General features: G+C 64.1%; 21 protein-coding genes. 8 read left to right on the top strand and 13 right to left on the bottom strand.

The window, feature by feature from the left end; genetic code table 11:
- Positions 1 to 134 precede the first annotated feature (134 nt).
- Genes HU763_RS08445 through cobA form a run of 3 tightly spaced genes read left to right on the top strand, consistent with a single transcriptional unit; the run spans position 135 to position 3,794 of the window.
- Positions 135 to 1,346 (top strand): nitrate/nitrite transporter, encoded by a 1,212-nt coding sequence (locus HU763_RS08445; protein ID WP_170029051.1) that lies wholly within the window; start codon positions 135 to 137, stop codon positions 1,344 to 1,346.
- 9 nt (positions 1,347 to 1,355) lie between these two features.
- Complete coding sequence (locus HU763_RS08440) at positions 1,356 to 3,026, top strand: bifunctional protein-serine/threonine kinase/phosphatase (protein WP_186687474.1); 1,671 nt, start codon at positions 1,356 to 1,358, stop codon at positions 3,024 to 3,026.
- A gap of 27 nt (positions 3,027 to 3,053) precedes the next feature.
- Entirely contained in the window at positions 3,054 to 3,794 is a 741-nt protein-coding gene (gene cobA, locus HU763_RS08435; protein WP_186687472.1) for a uroporphyrinogen-III C-methyltransferase, read from the top strand.
- 136 nt (positions 3,795 to 3,930) lie between these two features.
- Here cobA and HU763_RS08430 read toward each other — a convergent pair whose 3' ends face one another.
- The 8 genes from HU763_RS08430 to ppsA all read right to left on the bottom strand — a co-directional run bounded on the left by HU763_RS08430 (position 3,931) and on the right by ppsA (position 12,140).
- On the bottom strand, positions 3,931 to 4,965 hold the full coding sequence (locus HU763_RS08430) for an OmpA family protein (protein ID WP_170029049.1): 1,035 nt from the start codon (positions 4,963 to 4,965) through the stop codon (positions 3,931 to 3,933).
- Positions 4,966 to 5,076: 111 nt separating this feature from the next.
- Positions 5,077 to 5,643 (bottom strand): RNA polymerase sigma factor SigX, encoded by a 567-nt coding sequence (gene sigX, locus HU763_RS08425; protein ID WP_033696348.1) that lies wholly within the window; start codon positions 5,641 to 5,643, stop codon positions 5,077 to 5,079.
- 113 nt (positions 5,644 to 5,756) lie between these two features.
- Positions 5,757 to 6,581 carry a mechanosensitive ion channel family protein gene (locus HU763_RS08420; RefSeq protein WP_170029048.1) on the bottom strand — a complete coding sequence of 275 codons (825 nt, stop codon included), beginning with the start codon at positions 6,579 to 6,581 and terminating at the stop codon, positions 5,757 to 5,759.
- Positions 6,582 to 6,583: 2 nt separating this feature from the next.
- On the bottom strand, positions 6,584 to 6,856 hold the full coding sequence (locus tag HU763_RS08415; protein ID WP_004376140.1) for a hypothetical protein: 273 nt from the start codon (positions 6,854 to 6,856) through the stop codon (positions 6,584 to 6,586).
- 205 nt (positions 6,857 to 7,061) lie between these two features.
- Positions 7,062 to 8,057, bottom strand: a complete 996-nt coding sequence (locus HU763_RS08410) for a zinc transporter ZntB (protein WP_186687470.1) — start codon at positions 8,055 to 8,057, stop codon at positions 7,062 to 7,064.
- 27 nt (positions 8,058 to 8,084) lie between these two features.
- A complete protein-coding gene (gene rraA, locus HU763_RS08405) occupies positions 8,085 to 8,576 on the bottom strand; it encodes a ribonuclease E activity regulator RraA (protein WP_186687468.1) in 492 nt (163 codons plus the stop codon).
- Between the two features lie 94 nt (positions 8,577 to 8,670).
- Complete coding sequence (locus tag HU763_RS08400) at positions 8,671 to 9,663, bottom strand: alpha/beta fold hydrolase (protein ID WP_225931938.1); 993 nt, start codon at positions 9,661 to 9,663, stop codon at positions 8,671 to 8,673.
- Positions 9,664 to 9,764: 101 nt separating this feature from the next.
- Positions 9,765 to 12,140, bottom strand: coding sequence for a phosphoenolpyruvate synthase (gene ppsA, locus HU763_RS08395; protein ID WP_186687462.1), 2,376 nt, complete (start codon positions 12,138 to 12,140; stop codon positions 9,765 to 9,767).
- A 177-nt stretch (positions 12,141 to 12,317) separates the two neighbouring features.
- Between ppsA and ppsR the strand changes: the two genes are divergently transcribed.
- The gene (gene ppsR, locus HU763_RS08390) at positions 12,318 to 13,136 is read left to right on the top strand and encodes a posphoenolpyruvate synthetase regulatory kinase/phosphorylase PpsR (protein ID WP_170029043.1); all 819 of its coding nucleotides are present in this window, start codon (positions 12,318 to 12,320) and stop codon (positions 13,134 to 13,136) included.
- A gap of 226 nt (positions 13,137 to 13,362) precedes the next feature.
- Here ppsR and HU763_RS08385 read toward each other — a convergent pair whose 3' ends face one another.
- The gene (locus tag HU763_RS08385) at positions 13,363 to 18,228 is read right to left on the bottom strand and encodes an NAD-glutamate dehydrogenase (protein ID WP_186687459.1); all 4,866 of its coding nucleotides are present in this window, start codon (positions 18,226 to 18,228) and stop codon (positions 13,363 to 13,365) included.
- 274 nt (positions 18,229 to 18,502) lie between these two features.
- On the opposite strand from HU763_RS08385, the gene HU763_RS08380 reads away from it, so the two are divergent.
- Positions 18,503 to 18,856: a hypothetical protein gene (locus HU763_RS08380; RefSeq protein ID WP_186687456.1), complete on the top strand. Its 354-nt coding sequence runs from the start codon at positions 18,503 to 18,505 to the stop codon at positions 18,854 to 18,856.
- 163 nt (positions 18,857 to 19,019) lie between these two features.
- On the opposite strand, the gene HU763_RS08375 is transcribed toward HU763_RS08380, so the two are convergent.
- Positions 19,020 to 19,925: a LysR family transcriptional regulator gene (locus HU763_RS08375; protein ID WP_186687453.1), complete on the bottom strand. Its 906-nt coding sequence runs from the start codon at positions 19,923 to 19,925 to the stop codon at positions 19,020 to 19,022.
- Between the two features lie 122 nt (positions 19,926 to 20,047).
- Here HU763_RS08375 and lysA point away from each other — a divergent pair, with 122 nt between their 5' ends.
- From lysA to soxR, 3 genes are all read left to right on the top strand, one after another.
- Positions 20,048 to 21,271, top strand: a complete 1,224-nt coding sequence (lysA, locus tag HU763_RS08370; protein WP_186687450.1) for a diaminopimelate decarboxylase — start codon at positions 20,048 to 20,050, stop codon at positions 21,269 to 21,271.
- A 73-nt stretch (positions 21,272 to 21,344) separates the two neighbouring features.
- On the top strand, positions 21,345 to 22,082 hold the full coding sequence (locus HU763_RS08365) for a GntR family transcriptional regulator (RefSeq protein ID WP_186687447.1): 738 nt from the start codon (positions 21,345 to 21,347) through the stop codon (positions 22,080 to 22,082).
- A gap of 68 nt (positions 22,083 to 22,150) precedes the next feature.
- Positions 22,151 to 22,606 carry a redox-sensitive transcriptional activator SoxR gene (gene soxR / locus HU763_RS08360; protein WP_186687444.1) on the top strand — a complete coding sequence of 152 codons (456 nt, stop codon included), beginning with the start codon at positions 22,151 to 22,153 and terminating at the stop codon, positions 22,604 to 22,606.
- Between the two features lie 182 nt (positions 22,607 to 22,788).
- Here the strand turns inward: soxR and HU763_RS08355 are convergent, their stop codons facing one another.
- From HU763_RS08355 to HU763_RS08345, 3 genes are all read right to left on the bottom strand, one after another.
- Positions 22,789 to 24,042, bottom strand: a complete 1,254-nt coding sequence (locus tag HU763_RS08355) for an OprD family porin (RefSeq protein WP_186687442.1) — start codon at positions 24,040 to 24,042, stop codon at positions 22,789 to 22,791.
- Positions 24,043 to 24,107: 65 nt separating this feature from the next.
- Positions 24,108 to 25,412, bottom strand: a complete 1,305-nt coding sequence (locus HU763_RS08350) for a CitMHS family transporter (protein WP_186679394.1) — start codon at positions 25,410 to 25,412, stop codon at positions 24,108 to 24,110.
- 118 nt (positions 25,413 to 25,530) lie between these two features.
- Complete coding sequence (locus HU763_RS08345; RefSeq protein WP_186687440.1) at positions 25,531 to 26,838, bottom strand: dicarboxylate/amino acid:cation symporter; 1,308 nt, start codon at positions 26,836 to 26,838, stop codon at positions 25,531 to 25,533.
- Between the last annotated feature and the right edge of the window lie 4 nt (positions 26,839 to 26,842).

Here is a 26,842-nt window from a genome sequence, read left to right as displayed (position 1 = left end):
GCTGAACGAATTGCACCGGTAACCAACGGCGGTTGCCCACTTGATCCCGACAAAGACGTCGCTCTCCCCTCCACACCCGTGGAGCGGGAAGCGGCGTCTTTTTCGTTCCGCTGCATTGCCAAGTGAGGTGTTCGATGAGTACCAGCTTCTGGAAATCCGGGCATGTGCCCACCCTGTTCGCCGCGTTCCTGTACTTCGACCTCAGCTTCATGGTCTGGTACCTGCTCGGCCCGCTGGCGGTGCAGATTGCCGCCGACCTGCAACTGAGCGCACAACAACGGGGCCTGATGGTGGCCACACCGATCCTGGCCGGGGCGATCCTGCGCTTCGCCATGGGCGTGCTGGTCGACCGCCTGTCGCCGAAAACCGCCGGGTTGATCGGCCAGGTGGTGGTCATCGTCGCGCTTGCGGCAGCCTGGCACCTGGGCGTGCGCAGCTATGAACAGGCGCTGCTGCTGGGCGTGTTCCTCGGCTTTGCCGGCGCCTCGTTCGCCGTGTCGCTGCCGCTGGCCTCGCAGTGGTACCCACCGCAGCATCAGGGCAAGGCCATGGGTATTGCCGGGGCCGGCAACTCCGGCACGGTGTTCGCCGCCCTGTTGGCACCGGCGCTGGCCGCAGGCTTTGGCTGGAACAACGTGTTCGGCTTCGCGCTGATACCGCTGTCGCTGGCACTGCTGGTGTTCGCCCTGCTGGCACGCAATGCTCCGCAGCGGCCCAAGCCGAAAGCCATGGCCGACTACCTCAAGGCCCTGGGCGACCGCGACAGCTGGTGGTTCATGTTCTTCTACAGTGTCACCTTCGGTGGCTTCATTGGGCTGGCCAGCGCCCTGCCCGGCTACTTCAGCGACCAGTACCGCCTGAGCCCGGTCACCGCCGGCTACTACACCGCCGCCTGCGTGTTCGCCGGCAGCCTGATGCGCCCGCTCGGCGGCGCGCTTGCCGACCGCTTCGGCGGCATCCGCACCCTGCTGGGCATGTACAGCGTGGCGGCCATCTGCATCGCTGCGGTCGGCTTCAACCTGCCCAGCGCGGCCGCCGCCCTGGCGCTGTTCGTCAGTGCGATGCTGGGCCTTGGTGCCGGCAATGGCGCAGTGTTCCAGCTGGTGCCGCAACGCTTCCGCCAGGAGATCGGCGTGATGACCGGGCTGATCGGCATGGCCGGCGGCATCGGTGGCTTCCTGCTGGCGGCCGGTCTCGGCACCATCAAGCAGCACACCGGTGACTACCAACTGGGCTTGTGGCTGTTCGCCAGCCTGGGCCTGCTGGCCTGGTTCGGCCTGCATGGCGTCAAACAGCGCTGGCGCACCACCTGGGGCTCGGCAGCCGTTACCGCGGCGCGGGTCTGAGGCACACCAATGAGCCTGCAACTGAGTTTTGCCCAGGCCAGCGCCACCGGGCCGCGCGAGGAAAACCAGGATGCCCTGCGCCTGGTCACCCCGGCGCCAGAGCTGGCCGCCAGCAAGGGCTACCTGTTCGCCCTCGCCGACGGCGTCAGCCAATGCGCCGATGGTGGCCTGGCGGCACGCGCCAGCCTGCAGGCGCTGGCCCTGGACTACTACGCCACCCCCGCGACCTGGAGCGTGGCCCAGGCCCTCGACCGCCTGCTGCTGGCGCAGAATCGCTGGCTGCGTGCCCAAGGCAGCGGCCAGCCGTTGCTGACCACCCTCAGCGCGCTGGTGCTGCGTGGCCGGCGCTTTACCCTTGCCCACGTCGGCGATTGCCGGGTGTACCGCTGGCACGCCGGGCGCCTGCAGTGCCTGAGCGAAGACCACGTGTGGGACCAGCCCGGCATGCAACATGTGCTCAAGCGTGCGCTGGGCCTGGACCAGCACCTGCTGGTGGATTATCTGGAAGGCGAGCTGCAGGCCGGTGAATGCTTCCTGCTGCTCAGCGACGGGGTCTGGGCCAGCCTGGGCGACCAGCACATCCAGGCGGTGTTGCGCGAGCAACCCGACCTGCAACTGGCCGTCGATACCCTGGTTGCCAGCGCGCACCTCAACGGCAGCCAGGACAACGCCAGTGCCTTGCTGGTGCAGGTCGAGCAGCTGGGCACGGCCAACCTCGGCGACACCCTGGCCCAACTGCAGCAATGGCCGCTACCTGGCCCGCTGCGCGAGGGCCAGGCAATCGATGGCTGGCAGGCCGAAAAGCTGCTCGCCCACAGCCGCCAGTCGCTGCTGTACCGGGTACGCGATGGCCACGGCCAGCCCTGGCTGCTCAAGACCCTGCCCGCCGCGCGCGAGCAGGCGCCCGGCGCGGCGCAAGGCCTGCTGCTGGAGGAGTGGTTCCTGCGCCGGGTCGCCGGCCGCCACTTCCCCGAGCTGCACCCGGCCAGCCAACGCCAGCACCTGTACTACGTGATGCGCGAATACCCCGGCCAGAGCCTGGCGGCGCTGCTCGCCGAGCACGGCCCACTGCCCCTGTCGCAGTGGCTGGAGCTGGCCCGGCAACTGCTGCAGGCGGTCGGCGTGCTGCACCGGCGCAACCTGCTGCACCGCGACATCAAGCCGCAGAACCTGCACCTGGGCAGCGACGGCCAGCTACGCCTGTTGGACTTCGGCCTGGCCTACTGCCCGGGGCTGTCCGAAGACGCGCTGCACGAGCTGCCGGGCACGCCCTCGTACATTGCCCCGGAAGCGTTCGATGGCCAACCGCCGAGCCCGCGCCAGGACCTGTATGCCGTAGGCGTTACGCTGTATCACCTGCTGACCGGGCATTACCCGTACGGCGAGGTCGAGGCCTTCCAGCGCCCGCGCTTCGGCCAGCCGGTCAGCGCCGCGCGCTATCGCCCCGACCTGCCGGAATGGCTGCAGCACAACCTGCAGCAGGCAGTGGCGGCCGACCCGGCGCAACGTTTCGAAACCGCCGAACACTGGTTGCTGCTGCTCGAGCGCGGCGACCGCCAGGAACTGCCGGACCGGCCACGCCCACTGCTGGAGCGCGAGCCACTGAAGGTGTGGCGCACCCTGGCCCTGCTGTCCTTGCTGTTCAACCTGATCTTGCTGCTCACCCTGCTCAAGGGCTGAATGCTCGACGCCAAAGAGGAAATGCTGATGAATGCGAAAGTCTGGCTGGTCGGTGCCGGCCCTGGTGACCCTGAGTTGCTCACCCTCAAGGCCGTGCGCGCCCTGCGGCAGGCCGCCGTGGTGATGATCGACGACCTGGTCAACCCGGCAGTGCTGGAGCATTGCCCCCAGGCCCGGGTGATTGCCGTGGGCAAGCGCGGTGGCTGCCGCTCCACGCCGCAAGCGTTCATCCAGCGCCTGATGTTGCGCCATGCCCGGCAAGGGCGTTGCGTGGTACGCCTGAAAGGGGGCGACCCGTGCATTTTTGGCCGTGGTGGCGAAGAGGCGCTGTGGCTGCAGGGGCATGGCATCGAGGTGGAAGTGATCAACGGCATCACCGCCGGCCTGGCCGGCGCCACGCAGTGTGGCATTTCCCTGACCTCACGGGGTGTGAGCCGGGGCGTGACGTTGGTCACGGCGCATACCCAGGACGACAGCGAACTGAACTGGGCGGCCTTGGCCCAGGGCGGAACCACGTTGGTGGTGTACATGGGCGTGGCACGACTGGAGCAGGTGCGCCAGGGGCTGCTGGACGGCGGCATGGCACCGGGAATGCCGGTGGCGATGATCGAGAATGCCTCGTTGCCACAACAGCGGGCATGCTGGAGCGATGTGCGCGGGATGGTGGAGGCTGCGCGGGGGTTTGGCTTGCGTAGCCCGGCGATATTGGTGATTGGCGAGGTGGTTGGGGAACAGGCGGTTCAGCCATTGGTGGCAGCAGCCGGCTGAAACACGGTCCGTTGTAGGAGCGGCCTTGCGTCGCGAAAGGACTGCAAGGCAGCCCCAGCGACTTGTGCACCTGCGCGGAAATCCTGGCAAAGAAAAACCCGGCCGAGGCCGGGTTTTTCGTGAAGCTTCAAACCAATTACTTGGCCTGGGCTTCTACCTGAGCTTCAACGCGACGGTTGATAGCGCGGCCTTCTTCGGTGGCGTTGTCGGCAACCGGACGGGTTTCGCCGTAGCCTACCGAGTCAACACGGCTAGCTTCTACGCCGTACTGCTGGGTCAGGACCTGCTTGACAGCGTTGGCACGACGCTCGGACAGCTTCTGGTTGTAAGCGTCTGGGCCGACGGAGTCAGTGTGACCTTCCACGGTGGTGGTGGTCTGTGGGTACTGCTTCATGAAGTCAGCCAGGTTCTTGATGTCGCCGTAGCTGTTTGGCTTGACGACCGACTTGTCGAAGTCGAACTTGACGTCCAGCTCAACGCGAACGACTTCGGCAACAGCCGGGCAGCCATCAGCGTCAACGGTAACGTTGGCCGGGGTGTCCGGGCACTTGTCAACGTTGTCGCAAACGCCGTCGTTGTCGGAGTCGGAGCAGACTTCAGCAACAGGAGCCGGAGCAGCTTCAGCTTGCTTCGGGCTACCGCCGAAGTTCAGGCCAACGCCAACGCTCGGGGCCCACTCGGTGTCGCCCTGGTCGATGTTGTACTGAGCTTCAACGCCAGCACGGGCGTAGAACATGTCGGTGATGTACCACTTGGCGCCAGCGCCAACGTTGGCGAAGGTGGAGTGGTCACGACCGCCACGGCCGGTCTGGCCCAGCGACTGGTGCGAGAAACCAGCGGAAACGTACGGACGGATAGCGTCGTACGGGTTGTTGAAGTGGTAAACGGCGTCCAGGGCGGTGTTCGAGCCCTTGATGTTCTTGCCGTCTTCGCCACGAGCGTTGTGAACTTCGTCGTAGCCCAGACGCAGCTCAACGTCGTCGGTCAGGAAGTAACCGATCGAACCGCCGAACAGGTTGCCGTCGTTCTTGAAGTCGCGCTGGCTGTCGAAGAACTCTTTCTTGTAGAAGACTTCAGTTTCGACGGCGCCTTGGCCTTGCGCCATAGCGCCAATCGAAGTGGCGGCTACAAGCGAACCAATGGCCAAGCCCAAGGTGTTTTTCAATTTCATCCGTTAAATCCCCATCTGGTGATAGTTAAGCAGTCCCACCACAAACAAGGGGGACAACTCGACGGCAAGTCTAGCAGAACTCGCCGGTTCGTTAGAGATATTTGCACGCCCCTAAGTTTCATCAAGGCCGGCAAATTTCTCCCGAAGCTTGTCTAGCGCGCGCTTGTAGCGCATTTTCGTCGCGCTCAGGCCCATGTGCATGATGTCGGCAATTTCCTGAAATTCCAGCTCTGCGACAAAACGTAGCACCAGAATTTCCCGGTCAATCGGGTTCACATGCACCAGCCACTTGTCCAGCCCGCCTTTTTCTTCCGGCTTCGGCGCCTTTTCTTCGGACGCCTCTTCCACCGGGTCCAGGCTCAAGGCATCCATCAAGCGCCGCTTGCGGCGCTCCTTGCGGTACTGGGTAATGCATTCGTTGTAGGTGATGCTGTAGAGCCAGGTCTTGAACTTGGACTTGCCCTCGAAGTTCTTCAACCCGTAGAGCACTTTCAGCATGACCTCCTGACAGACATCGTCCGCGTCACGGTCGTTCCCCAGATAACGCGCACAGACGTTGAACAGGGTCCGTTGATAGCGCCGCATGAGCTCCTCATAGGCGCGGGTAACGTGGTACAGCTCCTCATGCGAACGCGCCACCAACTCTTCGTCGGTGAGCTCGCGGGGGTCATAGCGCATGGGCGGCGAATGAACTTTATTCAAAACGGATCTGGCCGACAGTCAGGTCAATGTCGCCGCGTGACCCCGTGGGTCGATTTTCGCGGCGGCATACATTAACAGCTTTTGTGCGGTTAGCGGCTATTGACTCGCTGTTCCAGCAACTCGCGGTTGGACAGCGACACCAGTTCGCCATCATCGGTCAGCAGCGTGGTCTTCACCGTACCGATCTCCTCGATCTGCCCTTCGACCTCGCCAATCCGCACCTGCTGGCCTACCTGGTACAGCTCGCGCACGTAGATGCCGGCCAGGATCTGCCCGGCAATTTCACGGCTGCCAAGGCCCATCGCCAGCGCAACGGCCAGACCAACGGTAATCAGCCCGATCACGATCACGTGGTTCAGCAGGTCGGTTTTCACCTCCAGCTGGCTGATGGCCACCGAGATGCTGATGATGATCACCAGGCCCTGGGTGATACGCCCCAGGCCTGCCGAGTATTCCAGGCCAATGCCTTCGGCAGCGCCACGCACCAGGCCGTTGGCGACCTGGGCCAGGAGCACGCCGGCGAGCAGCACCAGGGCCGCGCCGAATACCTTCGGCAGGTACAGGGCGAGCATGTCGAGGGTCGCCGAGACCCGCTCCAGGCCCAGCGACTCCGCCGCCGAGACCAGGAAAATGAGCAGCACGAACCAGTACACCACCTTGCCGATCAGGGTCGAGATCGGCACCTGAATGCCGACCCGGCCGAGCATCTTGGTCAGCCCGGTGCCGGCCATCAGGCGGTCCAGGCCGAACTTGGCCAGCAGTTTGGACAACAACGTGTCGAGCAGCTTGGCCACCACGAAACCGAGCAGCACCACGACCAGCGCGCCAAACAGGTTGGGGATGAAGTTCGCTACCTTGGTCCAAAGGGCGGTCATGGCAGTGACCAGGCTCTGGGTCCAGAGATCGAGTTCCATATTCAATCGGCCTTATCTGCTTTGCTGCCATTGGCAGCGTTGCGGGAAGAATGTCGGCGCACCGGCGCAACATGCGCCGCGCCATTGTTCACGGCGATCAGCAGCGCCTGGCTCCAGCGGCCAAGCAGGCTGAACAGATCACCGGCGCCAACCTGGCGGTTGGCGGTTTTCAGCACGCGACCCAGGCAGGCGGCGTCATCCCGGTCGTCCCGGTCATTGCCGGAGGGTGACGCCTTGAGCAGGTCACGCAGGGATTCTTCAAACGGATCGTGCATGGGCACCTCGCGCAGTGTCAGTCAGAGACGAGATGGCCGGGCGATGGGTCACACATCGCACTGGGACGGATGTTTCAAAATGCATGCGCGCTGGCTTTTTCGCGAGCACGCCCGTTCCCACCGGAGTGCCACTCGCCCTCAAACCTGTGCTGTTCCTGTGGGAGCGGGCATGCCCGCGAAGCGGCCGGTGCAGGTCAATCAACATCTACACCCACCGCAACCGTCGGAACAGCCACCACTGCCCCACCGCCAGGCCCAGCACCACGATGCAGGCAAACAGGAAGCCGTAGGGGTTTTCCGCGCCCGGTATCCCACCGACATTGATGCCCAGCAGCCCGGTGATGAAGCTCATGGGCAGGAAGATGCAGGTGATGATGCCGAAACGGTACATGGTGCGGTTCATCCGCTCGCTGCGCCGGCGGTCCTGGCTTTCCAGTACCAGCGCGGCACGTTCGCGGGCCAGTTCCAGCTCTTCGAGGTAGCGGATCAGGCTGTTGTTCAGTTCGTTCCAGTAATCGGCGTCGGCATTGGCGAACCAGCTCCATTTGCTGCGCGACAGCTGGGCGTAGATTTCCCGCTGCGGGGCGAGGAAACGGCGCAGGCTGGCAGCGCGCCGACGGATATGCTGCAGGCAACCGTTTTCAGGGGTGTACCGCTCGTCGGATTCGACCTTTTCTTCCTCCAGGTCGACCTGTTCGGACAGGTCGCTGACCAGGGCCTGAACCTTTTCCGTCAGCAGCTCACCCATCAGCAGCAAGAGCTCGGAGGCCGATTTCGGCCCCCTGCCCTCTTCGAGCTGCTGCAGAATCTCGTCACTGGCACGCAAGGGCCGCAGGCGCAGCGAGATGACCCGCTGCGCCTCGGCGAAGATGCGCACCGAGACCATGTCCTCAGGCTCGGCACCGGGGTTGAGGTTGACCCCACGCAGGAACAGCAACAGCTGCTCCTGCGCCAGGGGCAGCAGGCGCGGGCGGGTGTTTTCTTCCAGCAGCAGCTCGCAGGCGAACTCGCTCAGCCCGCTGTCGTGCAACAGCCAGGTGCGGGTTTGCGGATGGCTGCGGTCCCAGTGCAGCCACAGGCTCTGCTCGGGTTGCAGCTGCAGGCTGTCCAGTTCGGTACGGGCAATCGAGCGCGCGCCGCCTTTGCCATCGAGCACCAGGGCATGGACCAGCCCCCACTGCGCGTTGTCTTCCTCGAACATCAAAGCTCCATCAGCGCGGCTGGCGCATTACGCCGGCATTTCCAGCGGGCTTGGCGAGACCAGCACGCCGTTGTTGTCGGCATACACATACTCACCCGGGCGGAAGGTCACCCCGGCGAAGGTCACCGGCACATTGAGGTCGCCGATGCCGCGCTTGTCGGTCTTCATCGGGTGGCTGGCCAGGGCCTGCACGCCAACGTCAGTCTGGATCAGCACATCGACGTCACGCACGCAGCCATAGATCACCAGGCCTTCCCAGCCGTTCTTCGCGGCCTTTTCCGCAAGCATGTCGCCAAGCAAGGCACGGCGTAGCGAGCCACCGCCATCGACCACCAGGACCTTGCCCTTGCCATCGAGCTCGACCTGCTCCTTGACCAGCGAGTTGTCCTCGAAGCACTTGATGGTGACGATCTGGCCACCGAAGGAATCGCGGCCACCGAAATTGCTGAACATCGGTTCCAGTACCTGCACCAGGTCCGGGTAGGCGTCACACAGGTCGGGCGTTACGTAATGCTGCATGGGAAGCTCCTGTCAGTCACAACGAAAGCGGTTATCGGCCAAGGCTACACCCTGGAGGCTGTCGCAGTCATCCAGGACTGAGCAGTCAGCCGAATCAACCAGCAGGTACAGGCTGCACCGCCACCGTGGAGGCATGCACCGGCAGCAACGGGTCACGCAACCAGCGCTCCACTAGCGGCCACACCTGCACCTGTGCGGCCTTGCTCACCAGCATGTCGACATGCCCGAAGGCCTCGAAGCCTTCCTCGCGGCCCAGCCGCAGAAACTGCTTGCGTTCCCCGCCCAACTGCTCGAACAGCTTGCGGCAGGCCCATACCGGGTCTTGGAAGTCGCCTGCGCCGGCCACTGCCAGCAGCGGCACATCCACCTCGGCAAGCCCGGCCCACCAGTCGCTGTGCTTGTCGCCAAAGCGCCCGAACAGGCCATGCCAGCGCATGCTCTCCAGGGCCAGGCCAATCGGCTCGTCCTCCGGCCCACGCTTGAAACGCGGCCCGGAGATCTGCCCCCAGCGCTTGAGCAACAGCTTCGCTCCCCAGGTCAGCGGCGGGACCTTCAACGGCCAGTACACACGGCTGACCTGGGTGCCGAACAAGGCCACGCTGGCCACCTGCCCGGCCTCCAGGAAGCCACCGCCAAGGGCGGCCACCAGGGTCGTGCCGCCCAGCGAATGACCGACCCAATGTGGCGCCTCGCCCGACTGCTCGCGCACGAACGCCGCAATCAACGGCAGGTCATCACGGGCATAGGCAGCGACGTTGTTGTGCTTCCACTCGCGATTGCGCGGCGACAGGCCGTGGCCGCGCATTTCCGGGATCCACACATCGAAACCGGCGCGGGCGAGAAAGGCCCCCAGGCCGACGCCCTTGGGCGAGTACCAGAAGCGACGGTTGGAAAAACTGCCGTGTAGAAGGATGACCGGTGCGCCCTGGGCCTGCCCCTGGTCGGCCAACCCCAGGCGGGTCACCGCCAACTCGACGCTGGGGTCGGGGCCGTTGCCGGCCTTGATCCGATACACGTCTTCGCTGAGGTCGCCGCGGCGTTCGGCACTGAGCAGGGCCACGGGGAATAGAGTGCTGCTGCTTTGCATAATTTTGCTTGGTGCATAAAAAAGGGCGGGATCCATTGCTGGAACTCGCCCTGGAAAAACCAGGCGGGGGTACGCCAGACGTCCCCCCGCGTTCTACTGCGTCAGGCCTCGCCCTGGCCCTCGGCCAGGTAGAACCAGGTTTCGAGTACCGAATCCGGGTTCAGCGACACGCTGTCGATGCCCTGCTCCATCAGCCACTTGGCCAGGTCCGGGTGGTCCGAGGGGCCCTGGCCGCAGATGCCGATGTACTTGCCAGCCTTGTTGCACGCGGCAATGGCGTTGGCCAGCAGCTTTTTCACCGCAGGGTTACGCTCGTCGAACAGGTGGGCGATGATGCCCGAGTCGCGATCCAGGCCCAGGGTCAGCTGGGTCAGGTCGTTGGAACCGATCGAGAAGCCGTCGAAGTACTCGAGGAATTCTTCGGCGAGGATGGCGTTGGACGGCAGTTCGCACATCATGATCACGCGCAGGCCGTTGTCGCCGCGGGCCAGGCCGTTTTCGGCGAGCAGGTCGACGACCTGGCTGGCTTCGCCCAAGGTGCGCACGAACGGCACCATGATCTCGACGTTGGTCAGGCCCATCTCGTTGCGCACACGCTTCAGCGCACGGCACTCGAGCTCAAAGCAGTCGCGGAACGACTCGCTGATGTAGCGCGAGGCACCGCGGAAGCCCAGCATCGGGTTCTCTTCTTCCGGCTCGTACAGCTTGCCGCCGATCAGGTTGGCGTACTCGTTGGACTTGAAGTCCGACAGGCGCACGATGACCTTTTTCGGGTAGAAGGCTGCCGCCAGGGTGCTGATGCCCTCGACCAGCTTCTCGACATAGAAGCCGACCGGGTCGTTGTAACCGGCGATGCGCTTGTCGACGCTGTCCTTCAGGTCGGCAGGCAGGCCGGCGTAGTTCAGCAGCGCCTTGGGGTGCACGCCGATCATGCGGTTGATGATGAATTCCAGGCGCGCCAGGCCGACACCGGCGTTGGGCAGCTGGGCGAAGTCGAAGGCACGGTCCGGGTTGCCGACGTTCATCATGATCTTGAACGGCAGGTCGGGCATGGCATCGACCGAGTTCTGCTTGACGTCGAAGCCCAGCTCGCCCTCGAAGATGAAGCCGGTGTCGCCTTCGGCGCAGGATACGGTCACGCCCTGGCCGTCTTTCAGCACCTGGGTGGCGTTGCCGCAACCGACCACGGCCGGGATGCCCAGCTCACGTGCGATGATCGCCGCGTGGCAAGTGCGCCCGCCGCGGTTGGTGACGATGGCGCTGGCGCGCTTCATCACCGGCTCCCAGTCCGGGTCGGTCATGTCGGAAACCAGCACGTCGCCCGGCTGGACCTTGTCCATTTCCGAGACGTCGTGGATCACCCGGACCTTGCCGGCGCCGATGCGCTGGCCGATGGCGCGGCCTTCGACCAGGACGGTGCCCTTTTCCTTCAGCAGGTAGCGTTCCATGACATTGGCGCTGGAGCGGCTTTTCACCGTTTCAGGGCGGGCCTGGACGATATACAGCTTGCCGTCGTCACCGTCCTTGGCCCACTCGATGTCCATCGGGCGCTGGTAGTGCTGCTCGATGATCATCGCCTGCTTGGCCAGCTCGCTGACTTCGGCATCGGTCAGGCAGAAGCGCGCGCGCTCGGCGCGGTCCACTTCCACGGTCTTGACCGAACGGCCGGCCTTGGCTTCGTCGCCGTAGACCATCTTGATCGCCTTGCTGCCCAGGTTGCGGCGCAGGATGGCCGGGCGGCCTGCCTGCAAGGTGCTCTTGTGCACATAGAATTCGTCGGGGTTGACCGCACCCTGCACCACGGTCTCACCCAAGCCGTAGGCGCCAGTGATGAACACCACGTCGCGGAAGCCCGACTCGGTGTCGAGGGTGAACATGACGCCAGCGGTGCCGGTTTCCGAGCGGACCATGCGCTGCACGCCGGCCGACAGGGCGACCAGCTTGTGGTCGAAGCCCTGGTGTACGCGGTAGGCGATGGCACGGTCGTTGAACAGCGAGGCAAACACTTCCTTGGCGGCGCGGATCACGTTGTCGACGCCGCGGATGTTGAGGAAGGTTTCCTGCTGGCCGGCGAACGAGGCGTCCGGCAGGTCTTCGGCGGTGGCCGAGGAACGCACGGCCACGGCCATGTTGTCATTGCCGGCGGCCATGGCGGCGAAGGCCGCGCGGATCTCGCTGTCAAGGCGCGGCGGGAAGTCGGCTTCCATGACCCACTGGCGAATCTGCGCGCCGGTCTTGGTCAGGGCATTGATGTCATCCACGTCCAGTGCGTCGAGCGCCGCATGGATACGGTCGTTGAGACCACTCTGTTCGAGAAAATCGCGGTACGCCTGCGCCGTAGTGGCAAAGCCGCCCGGCACCGATACACCAGCACCTGCGAGGTTGCTGATCATCTCGCCCAGGGATGCGTTCTTGCCCCCCACATGCTCCACATCATGGACGCCGAGCTTATCGAGGGAAACTACGTACTCTACCAAGGTGATCTCTCCACTAACTGTGTTGGAAAAGCTCAAGGGCGCCCGCCTGCCTTCATTGACTTGGCCGGACGCTTGTGGCCTGTACATGGAAAATAAGTGAGAATGCCGACAGCCGCATTCGGCAAACCGAACTTATCATATCCAAGAAACGTCATCAGCTTAAGGCCCAGATCGCAAATGAAACGAACCGCGTTCTTCATCTCCGACGGCACCGGCATTACTGCCGAAACCCTGGGCCAGAGTCTGCTCGCTCAATTCGAGAGCATTCCTTTCAATAAATTCACTCGTCCCTACATCGATTCGCCGGACAAGGCACGCAGCATGGTCCAGCAGATCAATGCCGCGGCCGAGCGTGACGGTGTCCGCCCGATCATCTTCGACACCATCGTCAATCAGGACATCCGTGAAATCCTGGCGACCTCGAACGGCTTCATGATCGACATCTTTTCTTCGTTTTTGTCCCCACTCGAACAGGAATTGACGGCCCATTCGTCGTATTCCGTCGGTAAATCGCACTCGATTGGCGGCAATTCCAACTACATGGAGCGCATCGAGGCGGTCAACTTCGCCCTCGACAACGACGATGGCGCGCGCACCCATTACTACGACAAGGCCGACCTGATCCTGGTTGGCGTGTCGCGCTGCGGCAAGACCCCGACCTGCCTGTACATGGCCATGCAGTTCGGCATCCGGGCGGCCAACTACCCGCTGACCGAAGACGACATGGAGCGCCTGCAACTGCCGGCGGTGCTGAAAAAACACCACAACAAGCTGTTCGGCCTGACCATCGACCCCGACCGCCTGACCGCCATCCGCCACGAGCGCAAACCCAACAGCCGCTATTCAAGCTTTGCCCAGTGCGAGTTCGAAGTGCGCGAAGTAGAGAGCCTGTTCCGCCGGGAGAACATTCCACATATCAATTCCACGCATTTCTCGGTGGAAGAGATCTCGGCCAAGATCCTGGTCGAGAAAGGCGTGGAGCGCAGGTTCAAGTAAGCCTGCCCCCCGGCTTGACGCGGCCCCTGTAGGAGCGGCCTTGTGTCGCGAAAGGGCCGCAAAGCGGCCCCGGGATTTCAGCTACAGCACACCTGAAGCCGGGGCTGCGTTGCAGCCCTTTCGCGACACAAGGCCGCTCCTACAGGGGCCGCGTCAACCAACCGTACAGACCAAAAGAAAGCCCCGGCATCACTGCCGGGGCTTTCTTCTTACCGCGTCATCAGACTCAGGACGGCACCACCGTCGCCTGCCCGCTCATGGCCAGGTCGACCAGCTCGCGGTTGGCCACCGCGTACATCGCATAGTCGGTACCGGTGGCGTTGCGCAGGTCGTCGAGCATGGCGCGCCAGCGCTCCACCATCACCCGGTGCTGCTCGGCCCACAGCGCCACACGGGCGTCCATGTCTTCCGGCCCGTCGGCCATCTGTAGTACCGAGATGGTGATTGCCCGCTGCTGCAGGTCGATGTCGTCGCGGAAAGCTTCGCGGGCCAGCGCCTGCCAGTTGTTCTCCACCGGCAGGTTGCTGATCTCCTGCAGGTACCAGGTCAGGTCCAGCGCGCTGCCCACGGCGAAGAACGCCTTGGCCACCTGCGCCGGGTCATGCCCGGTAACGTCAGCCGCCTCGATGATCGGCAGCAGGGTGTACAGGTGGCTGGTACCGGCCACCATGCGCGCCAGCAGCTCCGGCACCCCAGCCTCGACGAAGCCCTGGTAACGCACCATCCAGCGCTCGCGGGTCGGCCCTTCGAGCAGCTCGTCGAGCTTGAGCCCCAGCTGCGCGATCTTCGGCCCGAAGTGCGCGGCGTCGCGCCCGGCGTCCTGCTCGTTGCGGCGGCTGCGCAGGAACCAGCGGGTAGCCCGGCGGCCCAGGCGCATCAGCTCGTCCATCAGGGTCAGCTGGACTTCCGCCGGCACCTGGTAGTCGAGCGCCTCGATCTGGCGGAACCAGTGCGGCAAGTGGAAGATGTCGCGCACGATCACATAGGCCCCGGCCACGTTGGCCGGGCTCATGCCGGTCGACTCCTTCAGGCGCTGGACGAAGGTGATGCCCATGTTGTTGACCAGGTCGTTGGCGATCTGGGTGCTGACGATCTCGCGCTTCAGGCGGTGGCGGCGCATGGCCTCGGCGAACTTGCTGACCAGCGACGGCGGGAAGGCAGTTTCCATGTCGCGGGTCAGGTAGTCGTCGTCCGGCACCAGCGACTTGAGCAGTTGCTCCTTGAGGTCGATCTTGCTGTACGAGATCAATACCGACAGTTCGGCGCGGGTCAGGCCCTGGCCTGCGGCCAGGCGTTCGGCCAGCTGCTCTTCGGACGGCAGGAACTCGATGGCGCGGTCCAGCTTGCCACGGGCTTCGAGGTCGGCCATCAGGCGCTTGTACTCGGCAATCCGCTCGCGGGCGCGGCGGGCCGCCAGCGACAGCGCCTGGGTCTGCTTGTAGTTGTTGCCCAGCACCAGGCCGGCCACTTCGTCGGTCATGCTGCCCAGCAGCTGGTTGCGCTGCTTCTCGGTCATGTCGCCACCCTGCACCACTTCATTGAGCAGGATCTTGATATTGACTTCGTGGTCGGAGCAGTCCACGCCGCCGGCGTTGTCGATGAAGTCGGTGTTGGTGGCGCCGCCGTTGAGGCCGAATTCGACCCGGCCGAGCTGGGTCATGCCCAGGTTGCCGCCCTCGCCCACCACCTTGCAGCGCAGTTCGTTGCCGTTGACCCGCAGCGCATCGTTGGCCTTGTCGCCGACATCGGCGTGGCTTTCGGTGCTGGCCTTGACGTAGGTACCGATGCCACCGTTCCACAGCAAGTCCACCGGTGCCTTGAGCAGCGCGTTGAGCAGCTCGGTCGGGGTCAGGCGGTCGGCTTCGATGGCGAAGCGCTCTTTCATCTGCGGGCTGATGGCGATGCTCTTGGCACTGCGCGGGAAGATCCCGCCGCCTTCGGACATGATGCTGGTGTCGTAGTCGCTCCAGGCCGAACGCGGCAGGTCGAACAGGCGCTTGCGCTCGGCAAAGCTGGAGGCCGGCTCCGGGTTCGGGTCGATGAAGATGTGCAGGTGGTTGAAGGCAGCCACCAGCTGCAGCTTGTCGGACATCAGCAGGCCGTTGCCGAACACGTCGCCAGCCATGTCGCCGATGCCGATCACGGTGATCGGGTCTTCCTGCACATTGATGCCGCGCTCGCGGAAGTGGCGCTGCACGCCGACCCAGGCGCCGCGTGCGGTAATGCCCATCTTCTTGTGGTCGTAACCGGCCGAACCGCCCGAGGCGAAGGCGTCACCCAGCCAGAAGCCGTAGTCGATGGCGATGCCGTTGGCGATGTCGGAGAAGGTCGCGGTGCCCTTGTCGGCCGCCACCACCAGGTACGGGTCGTCATCATCGTGGCGCACCACGTTGGCCGGCGGCACCACGCCACCGTCCTTGAGGTTGTCGGTGATGTCGAGCAGGCCGGAAATGAAGATGCGGTAGCACGCCACGCCTTCGGCAGCGATCTCGTCGCGGCTGCCACCCAGCGGCAGGCGGCGCGGCAGGAAGCCGCCCTTGGCACCGACCGGCACGATCACCGAGTTCTTCACCTGCTGGGCTTTCACCAGGCCCAGCACCTCGGTGCGGAAGTCTTCCTCGCGGTCCGACCAGCGCAGGCCGCCGCGGGCCACGTTGCCAAAGCGCAAGTGCACGCCCTCGACCCGCGGCGAGTAGACGAAGATCTCGAACTTGGGCACCGGCTTGGGCAGCTCGGGGATCAGCTTGGGGTTGAACTTGAAGCTGAAGTACGACTTGTTCTGGCCGTTGGCATCCGGCTGGTAGAAGTTGGTGCGCAGGGTGGCCTTGATCAGGTCCAGGTAGCGGCGCAGGATGCGGTCTTCGTTGAGCACCTGCACATCGTCCAGCGCGGTCAGGATGGCCTGCTCCAGGCGCTGCTGCTTGTCGTCCAGGTCTTCCTGGGTGAGCTTGCGCGCCAGGTAGAAGCGGGTCTTGAACAACCGGGTCAGCTCGCGTGCGATGTCGGTGTGGTTGTTCAGGGTGCTGGCGATATAGCCCAGGTCGAAGCCCAGGCGGATCTGCTTCAGGTAACGGGCGTAGGCGCGCAGCAGCGCCACGTCACGCCATGGCAGGCCGGCGGTCAGCACCAGGCGGTTGAAGGCGTCGTTCTCGGCATCGCCACGGACGATATGGATGAAGGCGTCCTGGAGGATGTCGTTGAGCTGCTGGATATCCAGGCTCAGGCCTTCGCTGTAGGTGAAGGCGAAGTCGTGGATCCAGTACTCACGGCCGCTGGCATGGCGCAGCCGGTAGGGGAACTCGCCGAGCACGCGCAGGCCGAGGTTCTCCAGGATTGGCAGCACATCGGACAACGCCAGCGGTGTATCGGCGTGGTACAGCTTGCAATGCAGGATGCGTTCGCCGACCTGGGTCAGCGGCTGGTAGAAGCTCATCGCCAGGGGCTTGCTTTCCGACAGGTTCAGCACGTGCTGCAGGTCGACCACCGCCGAGTGCGCGGCAAAGCGCTCGCGGTAGCCAGCCGGAAAGCCTTTGGGGAAGTCGGCGAGAATGTTGGTGCCCTGGGCTTCGCCGAAGTTCTCGATCACCAGCGCGGAGTAGTCGTCGTGCCAGGAGCGGCAGGCCTGGATCACTTCGCGCTCCAGCTGCTGCGGGTCGATGTCGATGCGATTCTTCGGGTCTACCCGCAGGATCAGCTGCACGCGTGCCAGCACCGACTCGGAGAAGAAGGTCCAGAACTCGCAGTCGCTGGCCTTCAGGCGCTCCATCAGGACCTGCTGGATCTTCTGTCGCACTTCGGTGGAGTAGATTTCCCGCGGTACATAGGCCAGGCAGTAGCAGAAGCGACCGTACGGGTCCTTGCGCAGGAACACGCGGATCTTGTTGCGCTCCTGGATCTGCACGATCGACATGACGGTGCTGAACAGCTCGTCGACCGGTGTCTGGAACAGGTCGTCACGCGGCAGCACTTCCAGCACCTGGGCCAGTTCCTTGCCCAGGTGCGCCTTGGGGTCGAAGCCCGAGCGGCGCTCGACTTCGTTGACCTTGACCCGGATATAGGGGATGGCATGCACGCTTTCGCCATACACCGACGAGGTGTACAGGCCCATGAAGCGGTGTTCCTTGATGACCTTGCCGTCGGCGTCCAGCTGGCGGATCGACACGTAGTCCGGGTAGGCCGGGCGGTGTACGCGGCTGGGCAGCGCGGCCTTGGCGAACGACAGCAGCAGTGGCTCGTTGAGGTAGGCCACGGCGTAGTCTTCGATGCGCAGCTCGTCGCTGGTCAGGCCCACGCGCAGGCGGCGTGGCAGGCCGAGGAACGACTGCTCGTCGTAGACCATCTGGCCGCCATCGGCGCCACCCTGGACGGTAAATTCTTCATAGCCGAGGAAGGTGAAGTGGTTGTCCAGCAGCCACTCGAGGAACGCCTTGACCTCGGCCTTCTCGTGCTGCGCCGGGGCAAAGGCGGTCTGTTCCACCTCCGCCACCACCTGGCGCAGCTTGGCCTTCATCGGTTCGAAGTCGGCCACCACCACGCGCACCTCGGCCAGCACCTGCTCGATCTCGCGGGCCAGCACGGTCAGCTCGGCGGCATTGGCGCAACGGTCGATTTCCAGGTACATCAGCGATTCATGGCGCACGCCCTCGCCCTGGGTACCCTTGGGCAGCAGTTCGAGCAATTCGCCCTTGGCGCCACGGCGCACGCTGAGCACGGTGGTCTGCAGGGTGTGGATGCTGTAGCCACGGCGGTTGAGTTCGGTACGCACCGAGTCGACCAGGAACGGCAGGTCGTGGTGCAGCACCTCGACCACCGAGTGGGTCGACTGCCAGCCATTGCGTTCGTAATCGGGGTTGTAGACCCGCACCTGCGGGTACTCGGGGTCGAAACGTTCGATGATACGCCAGGCTGAAAGGGTGCAGCCGGCCAGGTCGGAAAGCCTGCGCTGGGTGAGTTCGTCCAGAGAGATGATGCCGAAGAACTGCTCGGCGAACAGCGCCACTTGTGGCAGGGACTGTTCGCTGATGTGCTGCGCCAGGGCCGCTTGCAGTTGATGCTGGAAGTCGGCTTTGCTGGCTGCGGTGAAGAACGCCATCTGTGGTACTCCGCTTGGGCTTTGTAATAGTTGAAGCGTCGCTGCGTGCGCCATGTACGGATCAACGATAGCCAACCCGTGGCAAGGCGGACGGTAAAACCAGACGTTGAACGTGCGCAGGCACGCCCAGGGCTCGCCGAAGCTTACCGACTGATCGGTCATTCAGGCTTGCAGCGCTGCGACAATTTCGGTCAAGGGGCGGTAACTTTACGTTTATGCCTGCTGACAAGACTGTCAGAATTCCCTTCCGTTTCCTTTGATCCGAGCCTTGTCCATGCAAATCAATACTGCCCTGCTGTTCGCCACCCCTTGCGATGACGAGGAAGACAACATGGCGACCCTGTGCTGTCACAGCGACAAGGGCCAGATGTTCCTGCTGACCCGCTACCCGGACGAAGACACCGTCGACCTGACCCTGGACGACGAACCGTCGACGCTGGATGGGTTGAAAGTGACCTTGAGCGCCAAGCGCCTGCTGATCGAAGTGGCGGCCGGCGACCGCGATGCGCTGAAGGGGGATGAAACGCTGGAGATCAACCTGACCAGCGAGCTGAGCGACCTGGATGAGGTGAAGCAGACCCTGGAGAACATCCTGGCCGGGACCGGCACCTTCGTCTGCGAGCTGTAGGCCCAAACCAGGCGTGCTCAGTGTTTGTGTGTGTGTAGGAGCGGCCTTGTGTCGCGATGGGCCGCAACGCGGCCCCGGGATCTGGATGCCGCAAAGATTGCCGGGGCCGCGTTGCGGCCCATCGCGACACAAGGCCGCTCCTACATGAAAAGCGAGCCTGGCGTCAGGCCAAGGCCGCCTGCATTTCCTGCGCCTGCACCCGCAACGCCTCACAGAACGGCTCCACCGCCGCCGACGCTGGCCGGTGGTCCGGGCGTATCAACATCACCTGGTACGGCACCGATACCCGCAACCGGCGGATCGGCAAGCCACCCTGCGCCGCCTCCAGCCCGCTCAGCGGGTTGATGATCGCCACCCCGAGGCCTTGCCTGACCATGGCGCACACCGAAGCGGCACTGGTGGTCTCGATGACCGTGCGGCGGTTGACCCCCGCCGCCCGGAAGTGCTGGTCCAGGCGCTGCCGGTAGGTGTCCAGGCTGGCCAGGTTGATGAAGTCGACCTCGTGGAAATCGCTCAGCTCCAGTTCGGCCTTGGCCTGCAACGGATGCCCCTCGGGCAGCACGCAGACCATGTTGGCGCTGAACAACAATTCGCCGTAGGCGCCGCGTGGTATCTGCTCGACCTCGGTCAGGCCCAGGTCATGCTGCTGGGCGACCAGCGACTCCTCCAGCAACGGTGACTCCTGCGCCAGGATGCTCACGCTCACGCCCCGGTGCTGCTGATGAAAACGCTGGCACGCCTTGGGCAACAAGGTCTGGGAAAACAGCGGCAAGCACGTGATGGCCAGCCGGCCTTGCTCGAAATTGCGAATGGCCTGGGCAAAGCGCTCGATCCGCTCCAGCCCGAGGTAGGCGCGCTCCACCTCCTCGATCAACAGCAACGCCTGGGCCGTGGCCACCAGGCGCCCGGCCTCGCGCTCGAACAGGTTCAGCCCAGTCACCTGCTCCAACCGCGCCAGTTCACGGCTGACGGTGGGCTGCGAGGTGAACAGCAGGCGCGCTGCACCGGTGACACTGCCAGCGGCCATGATGGCGCGGAACACTTCAATATGGCGAACAGAGAGTTTCACGGCAGTCCCAAGAAAGTGGCGGAGGGTATATCAGATATGAATGATCAACAGAAAAATAGCTATTTTTCTGAATTTCCACTTTGGCTCATCCTCGAACCCTTCCTTATATGAGTAGCGCCACCATGACCGCACCCTTCCCCCTCCTGGCCGAGGCGGCCCGCCGTCACGGCACGCCGCTGTGGGCCTACGACGCCAGCACCATCGCCGCACGGGTCGAACAACTGAAAGTGTTCGACACCGTGCGCTTCGCCCAGAAGGCCAACCCCAACCTGCACGTGCTGCGGCTGATGCGCGCCCACGGCCTGGTGCTGGACGCGGTATCGCTGGGCGAGATGGAGCGGGCCTTCGCTGCCGGTGCGAGCGTGGATGGCGACCCCCCCGGCGTGGTCCTGACCTGCGATGCGCTGGACCGGCCGACCCTGGAGCGGGTGGTGGCGTCGAAGATCGAGGTCAACGCCGGCTCCATCGACATGCTGCGCCAGTTGGGGGAACGCTCCCCCGGCCACCGCGTGTGGCTGCGCATCAACCCCGGTTTCGGCCATGGCCACAGCCGCAAGACCAACACCGGTGGCGAGAACAGCAAGCACGGCATCTGGCACGAACAGCTGGACGAGGCGCTGGCCTGCGTCAAGGCTCACGGCCTGCACCTGGTGGGTGTGCATATGCACATCGGCTCCGGCGTGGACTACCAGCACCTGGAACAGGTGGCCAGGGCGATGATCGAGCTGGTTGGCCGGCTGGGCGTGGACATCGAAGCGTTCTCCATCGGCGGCGGGCTTTCCACCCCGTATCGCAGCAGCGACACGCCGGTCGACCTGCAGCGCTACGCCCGCACCTGGGCCGTGGCGCGCCAGGAAATCGAAGCCATGCTGGGCCATCCGGTACGCATGGAGATCGAGCCCGGGCGCTTCCTGGTGGCGGAATCGGGCTACCTGGTGGCCGAAGTACGGGCCGTGAAGCAGGCCGGCCGCAATACCTTCGTCATGATCGACGCCGGCTTCAACGACCTGATGCGCCCGGCCATGTATGGCGCCTACCACCGCATGACCCTGCTCGACGCCAATGGCCAGCCGGTGGACCGCCCACGCCAGCCAACCGTGGTGGCCGGGCCGCTGTGCGAGTCGGGTGACGTGTTTACCCAGGATGACCAGGAACTGACCCCGCACGACCTGCCCCAGGCACAGGTGGGCGACCTGCTGGTGATCCACGACGCCGGCGCTTACGGGGCATCGATGTCGTCGAACTACAACAGCCGGCCACTGTTGCCGGAATTGCTCATCGAGGAAGGCGCGTTGCGGATGATCCGCCGCCGGCAGACCGTGCAGGACTTGCTGAACCTGGAGTGACAGGCAGCGTAACCTGCAGCGTCGGGGGGCTCTGTTAAACTGCCCCTCTTTCATTTTGCCGACAGGGCAAGGCATGAACCCGACGCGCTATGCCCGTGTGGCAAAGGACCTGATGCAAGGCATCACCAGCGGCCGTTACCCGGTGGGCAGCCTGCTGCCCACCGAGCTCGAACTGTGCGACCTGTACGATGTCAGCCGGCATACGGTGCGCGCGGCCATCGACCAGTTGCTCGACCAGGGGCTGGTGTCGCGCCGCAAGCGCGTGGGCACCCGGGTCGAGGCCAGCAGCCCGCGTGGCGGCTATTGCCAGTCGCTGGCCAGCGTGGCGGAGCTGGTGCAACTCGGGCAAAACCAGCAGCGGCAAATACAGGACGTGCGCCAATTCGTCGCCGACCTGAGCGAGGCCGAGCGGTTGGGCCTGGTACCGGGTGAGCACTATCTCTGCGTGTCGAGCATCCGTGTCGACCGCGTGCACGATAGCTTGCCGCAGTGCTGGAGCGAGGTTTATCTCCCGCGGGACTACACCGAGGTCATCGAACTGGCCCGCGAACACCCCGACCAAGTGATTGCAGGGCTGATCGAGCAACGCTACGGCCGGGCCATCGCGCTGGTCGAGCAGCAGGTGCGGGCGGTCTTGCTGACTGCGCCGATCGCCCAGGCGCTGAAGGCCGAGGCGGGTTCACCTGGGCTGCGGATCATCCGCCACTACCGTGAGGAAAACGGCGACCTGATGGCGGTATCCGAGACCGTGCATCCGGGCGACCGCTTTACCCTGGTTACCCAACTGCGTCGGGATCGTCCAGCGGGTTGAACCCATCATCGCGGTGCTCTCGAAGCAATACGCACCAGTTTCTGCAGGTTAAGTCGAGGCCAACAGGCATGGCAGTAGAAAGCACACGAATGCTAACGGTAGGGGAAGTGGCCAGGCGCAGCGGCGTGGCCGTGTCTGCGCTGCATTTCTACGAAACCAAGGGGTTGATTGCCAGCACCCGAACGGCAGGCAACCAGCGCCGCTATCCCGCGCTGGTGCTGCGAACATTGGCGATCATCAAGGTGGCGCAGCGCACCGGCATTCCCTTGGAAGAAATCAGGCAGGCGTTCAGCCGCTATCCGCCGAACAGCAAGCTGACGGCGGCGCAATGGGGGGAAATGTCCACCGCCTGGCGCGAAGACCTGAATGCGCGCATCCGTACGCTGGAGGCGTTGCGCGACAGCCTGGACAATTGCATTGGTTGCGGCTGCCTGTCGCTGGAGGAGTGCCCGCTGCGCAACCCTGAGGATGTGTTGGGCAAGCAAGGCACCGGTGGGCGGATTCTGGAGAGCAAGGCCCGATAAGGCATGCGCCCCGACAAGGCGTGCCCTGAAACAGGCAGCGCGGTGGATGGCACCGGCTGTGCCGGTGATCGCGGATGAATCCGCTCCTACCAGGTGCAGCCTCAACCTGAAGCCGTTCACCCTTGTAGGAGCGGATTCATCCGCGATGCAGGCGACGCGGTTCGCGGCTGAAGCCCGGCCCCTTACCAGATGGCGATATCGTAGGTCAGATAAAGGCGATTACTGTCCCGCCCCCGAGCAAAATCCGAACGGTAGACATAATTGCGCAACTTCACCCCCAGGCCTTTCAACGGCCCGTCCTGCACTACATAGGCAAGCTCGGCGTCACGCTCCCACTCCTTGATCCCCTCGCTACCGGAGCGGCCATTGTCGCCACTCAGGTAGCGCGTCATGAAGGTCAGCCCAGGCACACCAGCGGCGGCAAAGTTGTAGGCGTAGCTGGCCATCCAGGTCTTCTCCTCTTCCTCGATGAACTTGCCGATACCGACGTTGCTGAACGAATACACCGTCGCACCACTGATATATGGCAACCCCGCGTCGCCATCGAGCACCTGGTAGCCAGCACCAACGGTATGGCCGGAATGGGCATAGGCCAGCTGCCCGCTGAACATGTCGTTGTCGATGGCGCCACCGTAGGCCGCCCCGCTGTCACGGCTCTTGAAATAGCGCAGGTCGGTGGTCAGCACCCCGCCGGCCAACGGCAGGTCGTGGACCAGCCCGGCGAAATCCTGGCGATAGAAATCCTCGAGCTGGCCATGGTAGTAGCTCAGGCGCAGTTGTTTGTTAACGGCATAATCAGCACCAGCGAAGTTGAAATCACCTGACTTGTCGCCGCCATAACCGTCCAGGTAAAGGCCTGTGCTGTCGGAGGAATCACGCTGCTTGAAGCGGTCCAGGTGGGCAGCAGTCAAGGCCAGCCCGTCGATGTCGGTACTGGTCAGCTGCGTGCCCTGGTAGGTCTGCGGCAGCAACCGCGCATCGTTGTACACCAGCAACGGCGTCTTCGGCAGCAAGGTGCCGTGCTTGACCACGGTCTGGCCGAGGCGCGCCTTGGCGGTCACCCCCGCGCTGGCGAACTCGTCCGCAGCGCGGCCGTCGTCATGCACCGGCAGCAGCCCGGTGCCACTGCGCCCACGACCGGAATCGAGGCGTACGCCCCACAGGCCAAGGGCATCCAGCCCCACGCCCAGGGTGCCGTTGGTAAAGCCCGACTGGTAGTCGAGCAAAAAGCCTTGCGCCCACTCTACCCGCTCGCTCTTGGCATTGGCCGCGGCGCGCGCGCTCATGCCCTGCTCGTCACGGAAATTCTCGTTGAAATAGACATTGCGCAATTGCAGCTTGAGCTTGCTGTCATCGACGAAACCAGCGGCGCCGGCAACAGGCAGCCAGCCGCACAGCAGGCCACAGGTGGCCCCACGGAACACAGCTCGGGACATGATCGGTACTCTGTTGTTGTTTTCAGAATGAGTAGTGGCGGGCGCCTGGCAGCGCCCGGTAACGCTTAGACGAAGAAGGACAAGGCCCCGGTGAGCAATGCCAGCGCGGTGATCACCAGCGAGGTGAGCACCGCCCATTTCACCGTGGCTTTCTGGAAGTCGCCGATATCCCGGTCGACCATGCCCACCAGCAGCAGGGTCGACGCCACCAGTGGGCTCATCAGGTGCACTGGCTGGCCCAGCACCGAGGCGCGGGCGATTTCCACCGGGTCGATGCCATAGGCCGCCGCGGCATTGGCCAGGATCGGCACTACGCCGAAGTAGTAGGCGTCGTTGGACAGCACGAAGGTCAGCGGCATGCTGGTCAGCGCCACCACCAGCGGGAACCAGTGGCTCCAGGCTTCAGGGATCCAGTCCACCAGGGTTTGCGCCAGCGCATCGACCATCTTGGTGCCAGAGAAAATACCGGCGAAGATGCCCGCGGCGAACACCAGCAGCACCACGGTCATCGCATTGCCCGAATGAGCGAGGATGCGTTCCTTCTGCAGCTCCAACTGCGGGTAGTTGATCATCAGCGCGGCGACGAAACCGATCATGAACAGGATGGCGGCGTGCATCAGCCCGAGCACCAGCGCGGTCATCACGGCAATCACCAGCACCAGGTTCACATAGGCAAGGCGCGGGCGCTTGTGCGGGCTATCGCCGAGGATTTCCTTGATGTAGCAGTTGCCACCACCGGACTCCAGCGCGATGTTGCCGATACGCCGGCGTTCGGCGCGGCCCAGCAGGAAGGCGGTGAACACCACCCACGCGGCGCCACCGATGACGGTGGGCAACATCGGGATGAAGTATTCGGTGGCATCCAGCCCCAGCGCGGCAATGGCACGCGTGGCCGGGCCACCCCAGGGGCTCATGCCGCTCATGATGCTCAGCGACAACATCGACACGGTGGCCAGGATCATCGGGTTCATGCCAATGCGCTTGTACAGCGGCAGCATGGCGGCACAGGTGATCATGTAGGTGGTGGTGCCATCACCGTCCAGCGCCACCAGCAGCGACAGCAGTGCGGTGCCGATGGCGATCTTGACCGGGTCGCCGTTCACCCGCTTGAGGATCTTGCGGATCAGCGGGTCGAACAGCCCGGCGTCGATCATCAGGCCGAAAAACAGGATGGCGAACAGCAGCAATGCAGCAGACGGTGCAACCATTTTCAGCCCGTCGAGCATCATCTTGCCCAGCTCGGGGGCAAAGCCGCCGATCAGGGCGAAGACGATCGGCACGACGGTCAGTGCAACGATCGGAGACAGGCGTTTACTCATGATCAGGTAGGTGAAGGTCACCACCATGATCAGGCCCAGAAGTGCGAGCATGGTTTGTTCTCTTGTTGTTATTTTTCCAGTGTGGCCGAGCGCAGCGCAGACGGCCCCCTACCCCACCCGGCAAAAGCGGGTGGGGGGATTGGTCGACAAGGGTTCAGGGCACCGCAGTTCAGCCGTGACGACGCGGCTCGGCAGTCCATTCAGGTGTTTGCGCAACCGGGCCGGGCAGCGGTTCGCCGTCCAGGCGGCTGAGCAGGGTCTGGCGGTCGCAGGCGTTTTCCGACAGCGACACCACCACCGTTGCCACTGCGTTGCTGGCAAGGCTGGTCAGGGCACGGGCTTCCGACATGAAGCGGTCGATGCCGATCAGCAGGGCCAGGCCGGCCAGGGGGATATCGTGGATCACGGTCAGGGTCGAAGCCAGCGCCACGAAGCCGCTGCCGGTCACGCCGGCGGCGCCCTTGGACGACAGCAGCATGATCGCCAGCATGGTGACCACCTGGCCCAGGCTCAGGTCGATGTTGCAGGCCTGGGCGATGAACACCGCCGCCAGCGACAGGTAGATGGCGGTACCGTCCAGGTTGAACGAGTAGCCGGTGGGCAACACCAGGCCGACCACGCCCTTCTTGCAGCCCAGCTTCTCCAGTTTCTCGAGCATGCGCGGCAGCACCGGCTCGGTCGATGACGTGCCCAGCACCACCAGGAACTCTTCGCGGAAGTAGCGCAGCAGCTTCCACAGGCTGAAGCCATGGGCACGGCAGATGCCGCCCAGCACGACCAGCACGAAGAACGCGCAGGCGATGTACAGCGTGCCCACCAGCTTGGCCAGCGAGCCGAGCGAGGTGATGCCGTACTGGCCGACGGTGAACGCCAGCGCACCAAAGGCACCGATCGGGGCAAACCGCATCAGGTAGCCGAAGATACGGAACACCATGGTCGAGGCCGACTCCAGCACATCCAGGACCGGCTTGCCCTTCTCGCCCATCGACGACAGGGCAAAACCGCTGAGCACGGCAATGAACAGCACCGGCAGCACTTCACCCTTGTTGAAGGCACCGATGAAGGTGTCCGGGATGATGTGCATGAAGAAGTCCACCACGCTCAGCTTGGCCGCCGACGCGGTGTACTGGCTCAGGCCTGCGGTGCTCAGGGTGGCCGGGTCGATGTTCATGCCGACGCCGGGCTTGAACAGGTACACCGCCGCCAGGCCGATCACCAGGCTGACCACGGTCAGCCCCAGGAACAGCAGCAGGGTCTTGCTCATCAGGCGCCCCAGGGAGCGCTTGTCGGTCATGCCGGCGATGCCGGTGACGATGGTGCAGAACACCACCGGGGCGATCATCATCTTGATCAGCTTGATGAACGCATCACCCAGCGGCTTCAGGGCCACTGCCTGTTGCGCCCAGAAATGGCCGACCACCACGCCCAGCAGGACGGCGCAGAGGATCTGGAAGTACAGCGATTTGGCGAGTTTCATGTGG

The sequence above is a fragment of the Pseudomonas anuradhapurensis genome (genome assembly GCF_014269225.2).
In the GTDB taxonomy this organism is placed as follows: domain Bacteria; phylum Pseudomonadota; class Gammaproteobacteria; order Pseudomonadales; family Pseudomonadaceae; genus Aquipseudomonas; species Aquipseudomonas anuradhapurensis.
This window is presented reverse-complemented; position numbering and strand designations above follow the sequence as displayed.

Coding starts and splice junctions, on each gene's coding strand:
- HU763_RS08445 (WP_170029051.1), top strand. CDS start 135: ATGAGTACCAGCTTCTGGAAATCCGGGCATGTGCCCACCCTGTTCGCC.
- HU763_RS08440 (WP_186687474.1), top strand. CDS start 1,356: ATGAGCCTGCAACTGAGTTTTGCCCAGGCCAGCGCCACCGGGCCGCGC.
- cobA (WP_186687472.1), top strand. CDS start 3,054: ATGAATGCGAAAGTCTGGCTGGTCGGTGCCGGCCCTGGTGACCCTGAG.
- HU763_RS08430 (WP_170029049.1), bottom strand. CDS start 4,965: ATGAAATTGAAAAACACCTTGGGCTTGGCCATTGGTTCGCTTGTAGCC.
- sigX (WP_033696348.1), bottom strand. CDS start 5,643: ATGCGCTATGACCCCCGCGAGCTCACCGACGAAGAGTTGGTGGCGCGT.
- HU763_RS08420 (WP_170029048.1), bottom strand. CDS start 6,581: ATGGAACTCGATCTCTGGACCCAGAGCCTGGTCACTGCCATGACCGCC.
- HU763_RS08415 (WP_004376140.1), bottom strand. CDS start 6,856: ATGCACGATCCGTTTGAAGAATCCCTGCGTGACCTGCTCAAGGCGTCA.
- HU763_RS08410 (WP_186687470.1), bottom strand. CDS start 8,057: ATGTTCGAGGAAGACAACGCGCAGTGGGGGCTGGTCCATGCCCTGGTG.
- rraA (WP_186687468.1), bottom strand. CDS start 8,576: ATGCAGCATTACGTAACGCCCGACCTGTGTGACGCCTACCCGGACCTG.
- HU763_RS08400 (WP_225931938.1), bottom strand. CDS start 9,663: ATGCAAAGCAGCAGCACTCTATTCCCCGTGGCCCTGCTCAGTGCCGAA.
- ppsR (WP_170029043.1), top strand. CDS start 12,318: ATGAAACGAACCGCGTTCTTCATCTCCGACGGCACCGGCATTACTGCC.
- HU763_RS08385 (WP_186687459.1), bottom strand. CDS start 18,228: ATGGCGTTCTTCACCGCAGCCAGCAAAGCCGACTTCCAGCATCAACTG.
- HU763_RS08380 (WP_186687456.1), top strand. CDS start 18,503: ATGCAAATCAATACTGCCCTGCTGTTCGCCACCCCTTGCGATGACGAG.
- lysA (WP_186687450.1), top strand. CDS start 20,048: ATGACCGCACCCTTCCCCCTCCTGGCCGAGGCGGCCCGCCGTCACGGC.
- HU763_RS08365 (WP_186687447.1), top strand. CDS start 21,345: ATGAACCCGACGCGCTATGCCCGTGTGGCAAAGGACCTGATGCAAGGC.
- soxR (WP_186687444.1), top strand. CDS start 22,151: ATGGCAGTAGAAAGCACACGAATGCTAACGGTAGGGGAAGTGGCCAGG.
- HU763_RS08355 (WP_186687442.1), bottom strand. CDS start 24,042: ATGTCCCGAGCTGTGTTCCGTGGGGCCACCTGTGGCCTGCTGTGCGGC.
- HU763_RS08350 (WP_186679394.1), bottom strand. CDS start 25,412: ATGCTCGCACTTCTGGGCCTGATCATGGTGGTGACCTTCACCTACCTG.
- HU763_RS08345 (WP_186687440.1), bottom strand. CDS start 26,838: ATGAAACTCGCCAAATCGCTGTACTTCCAGATCCTCTGCGCCGTCCTG.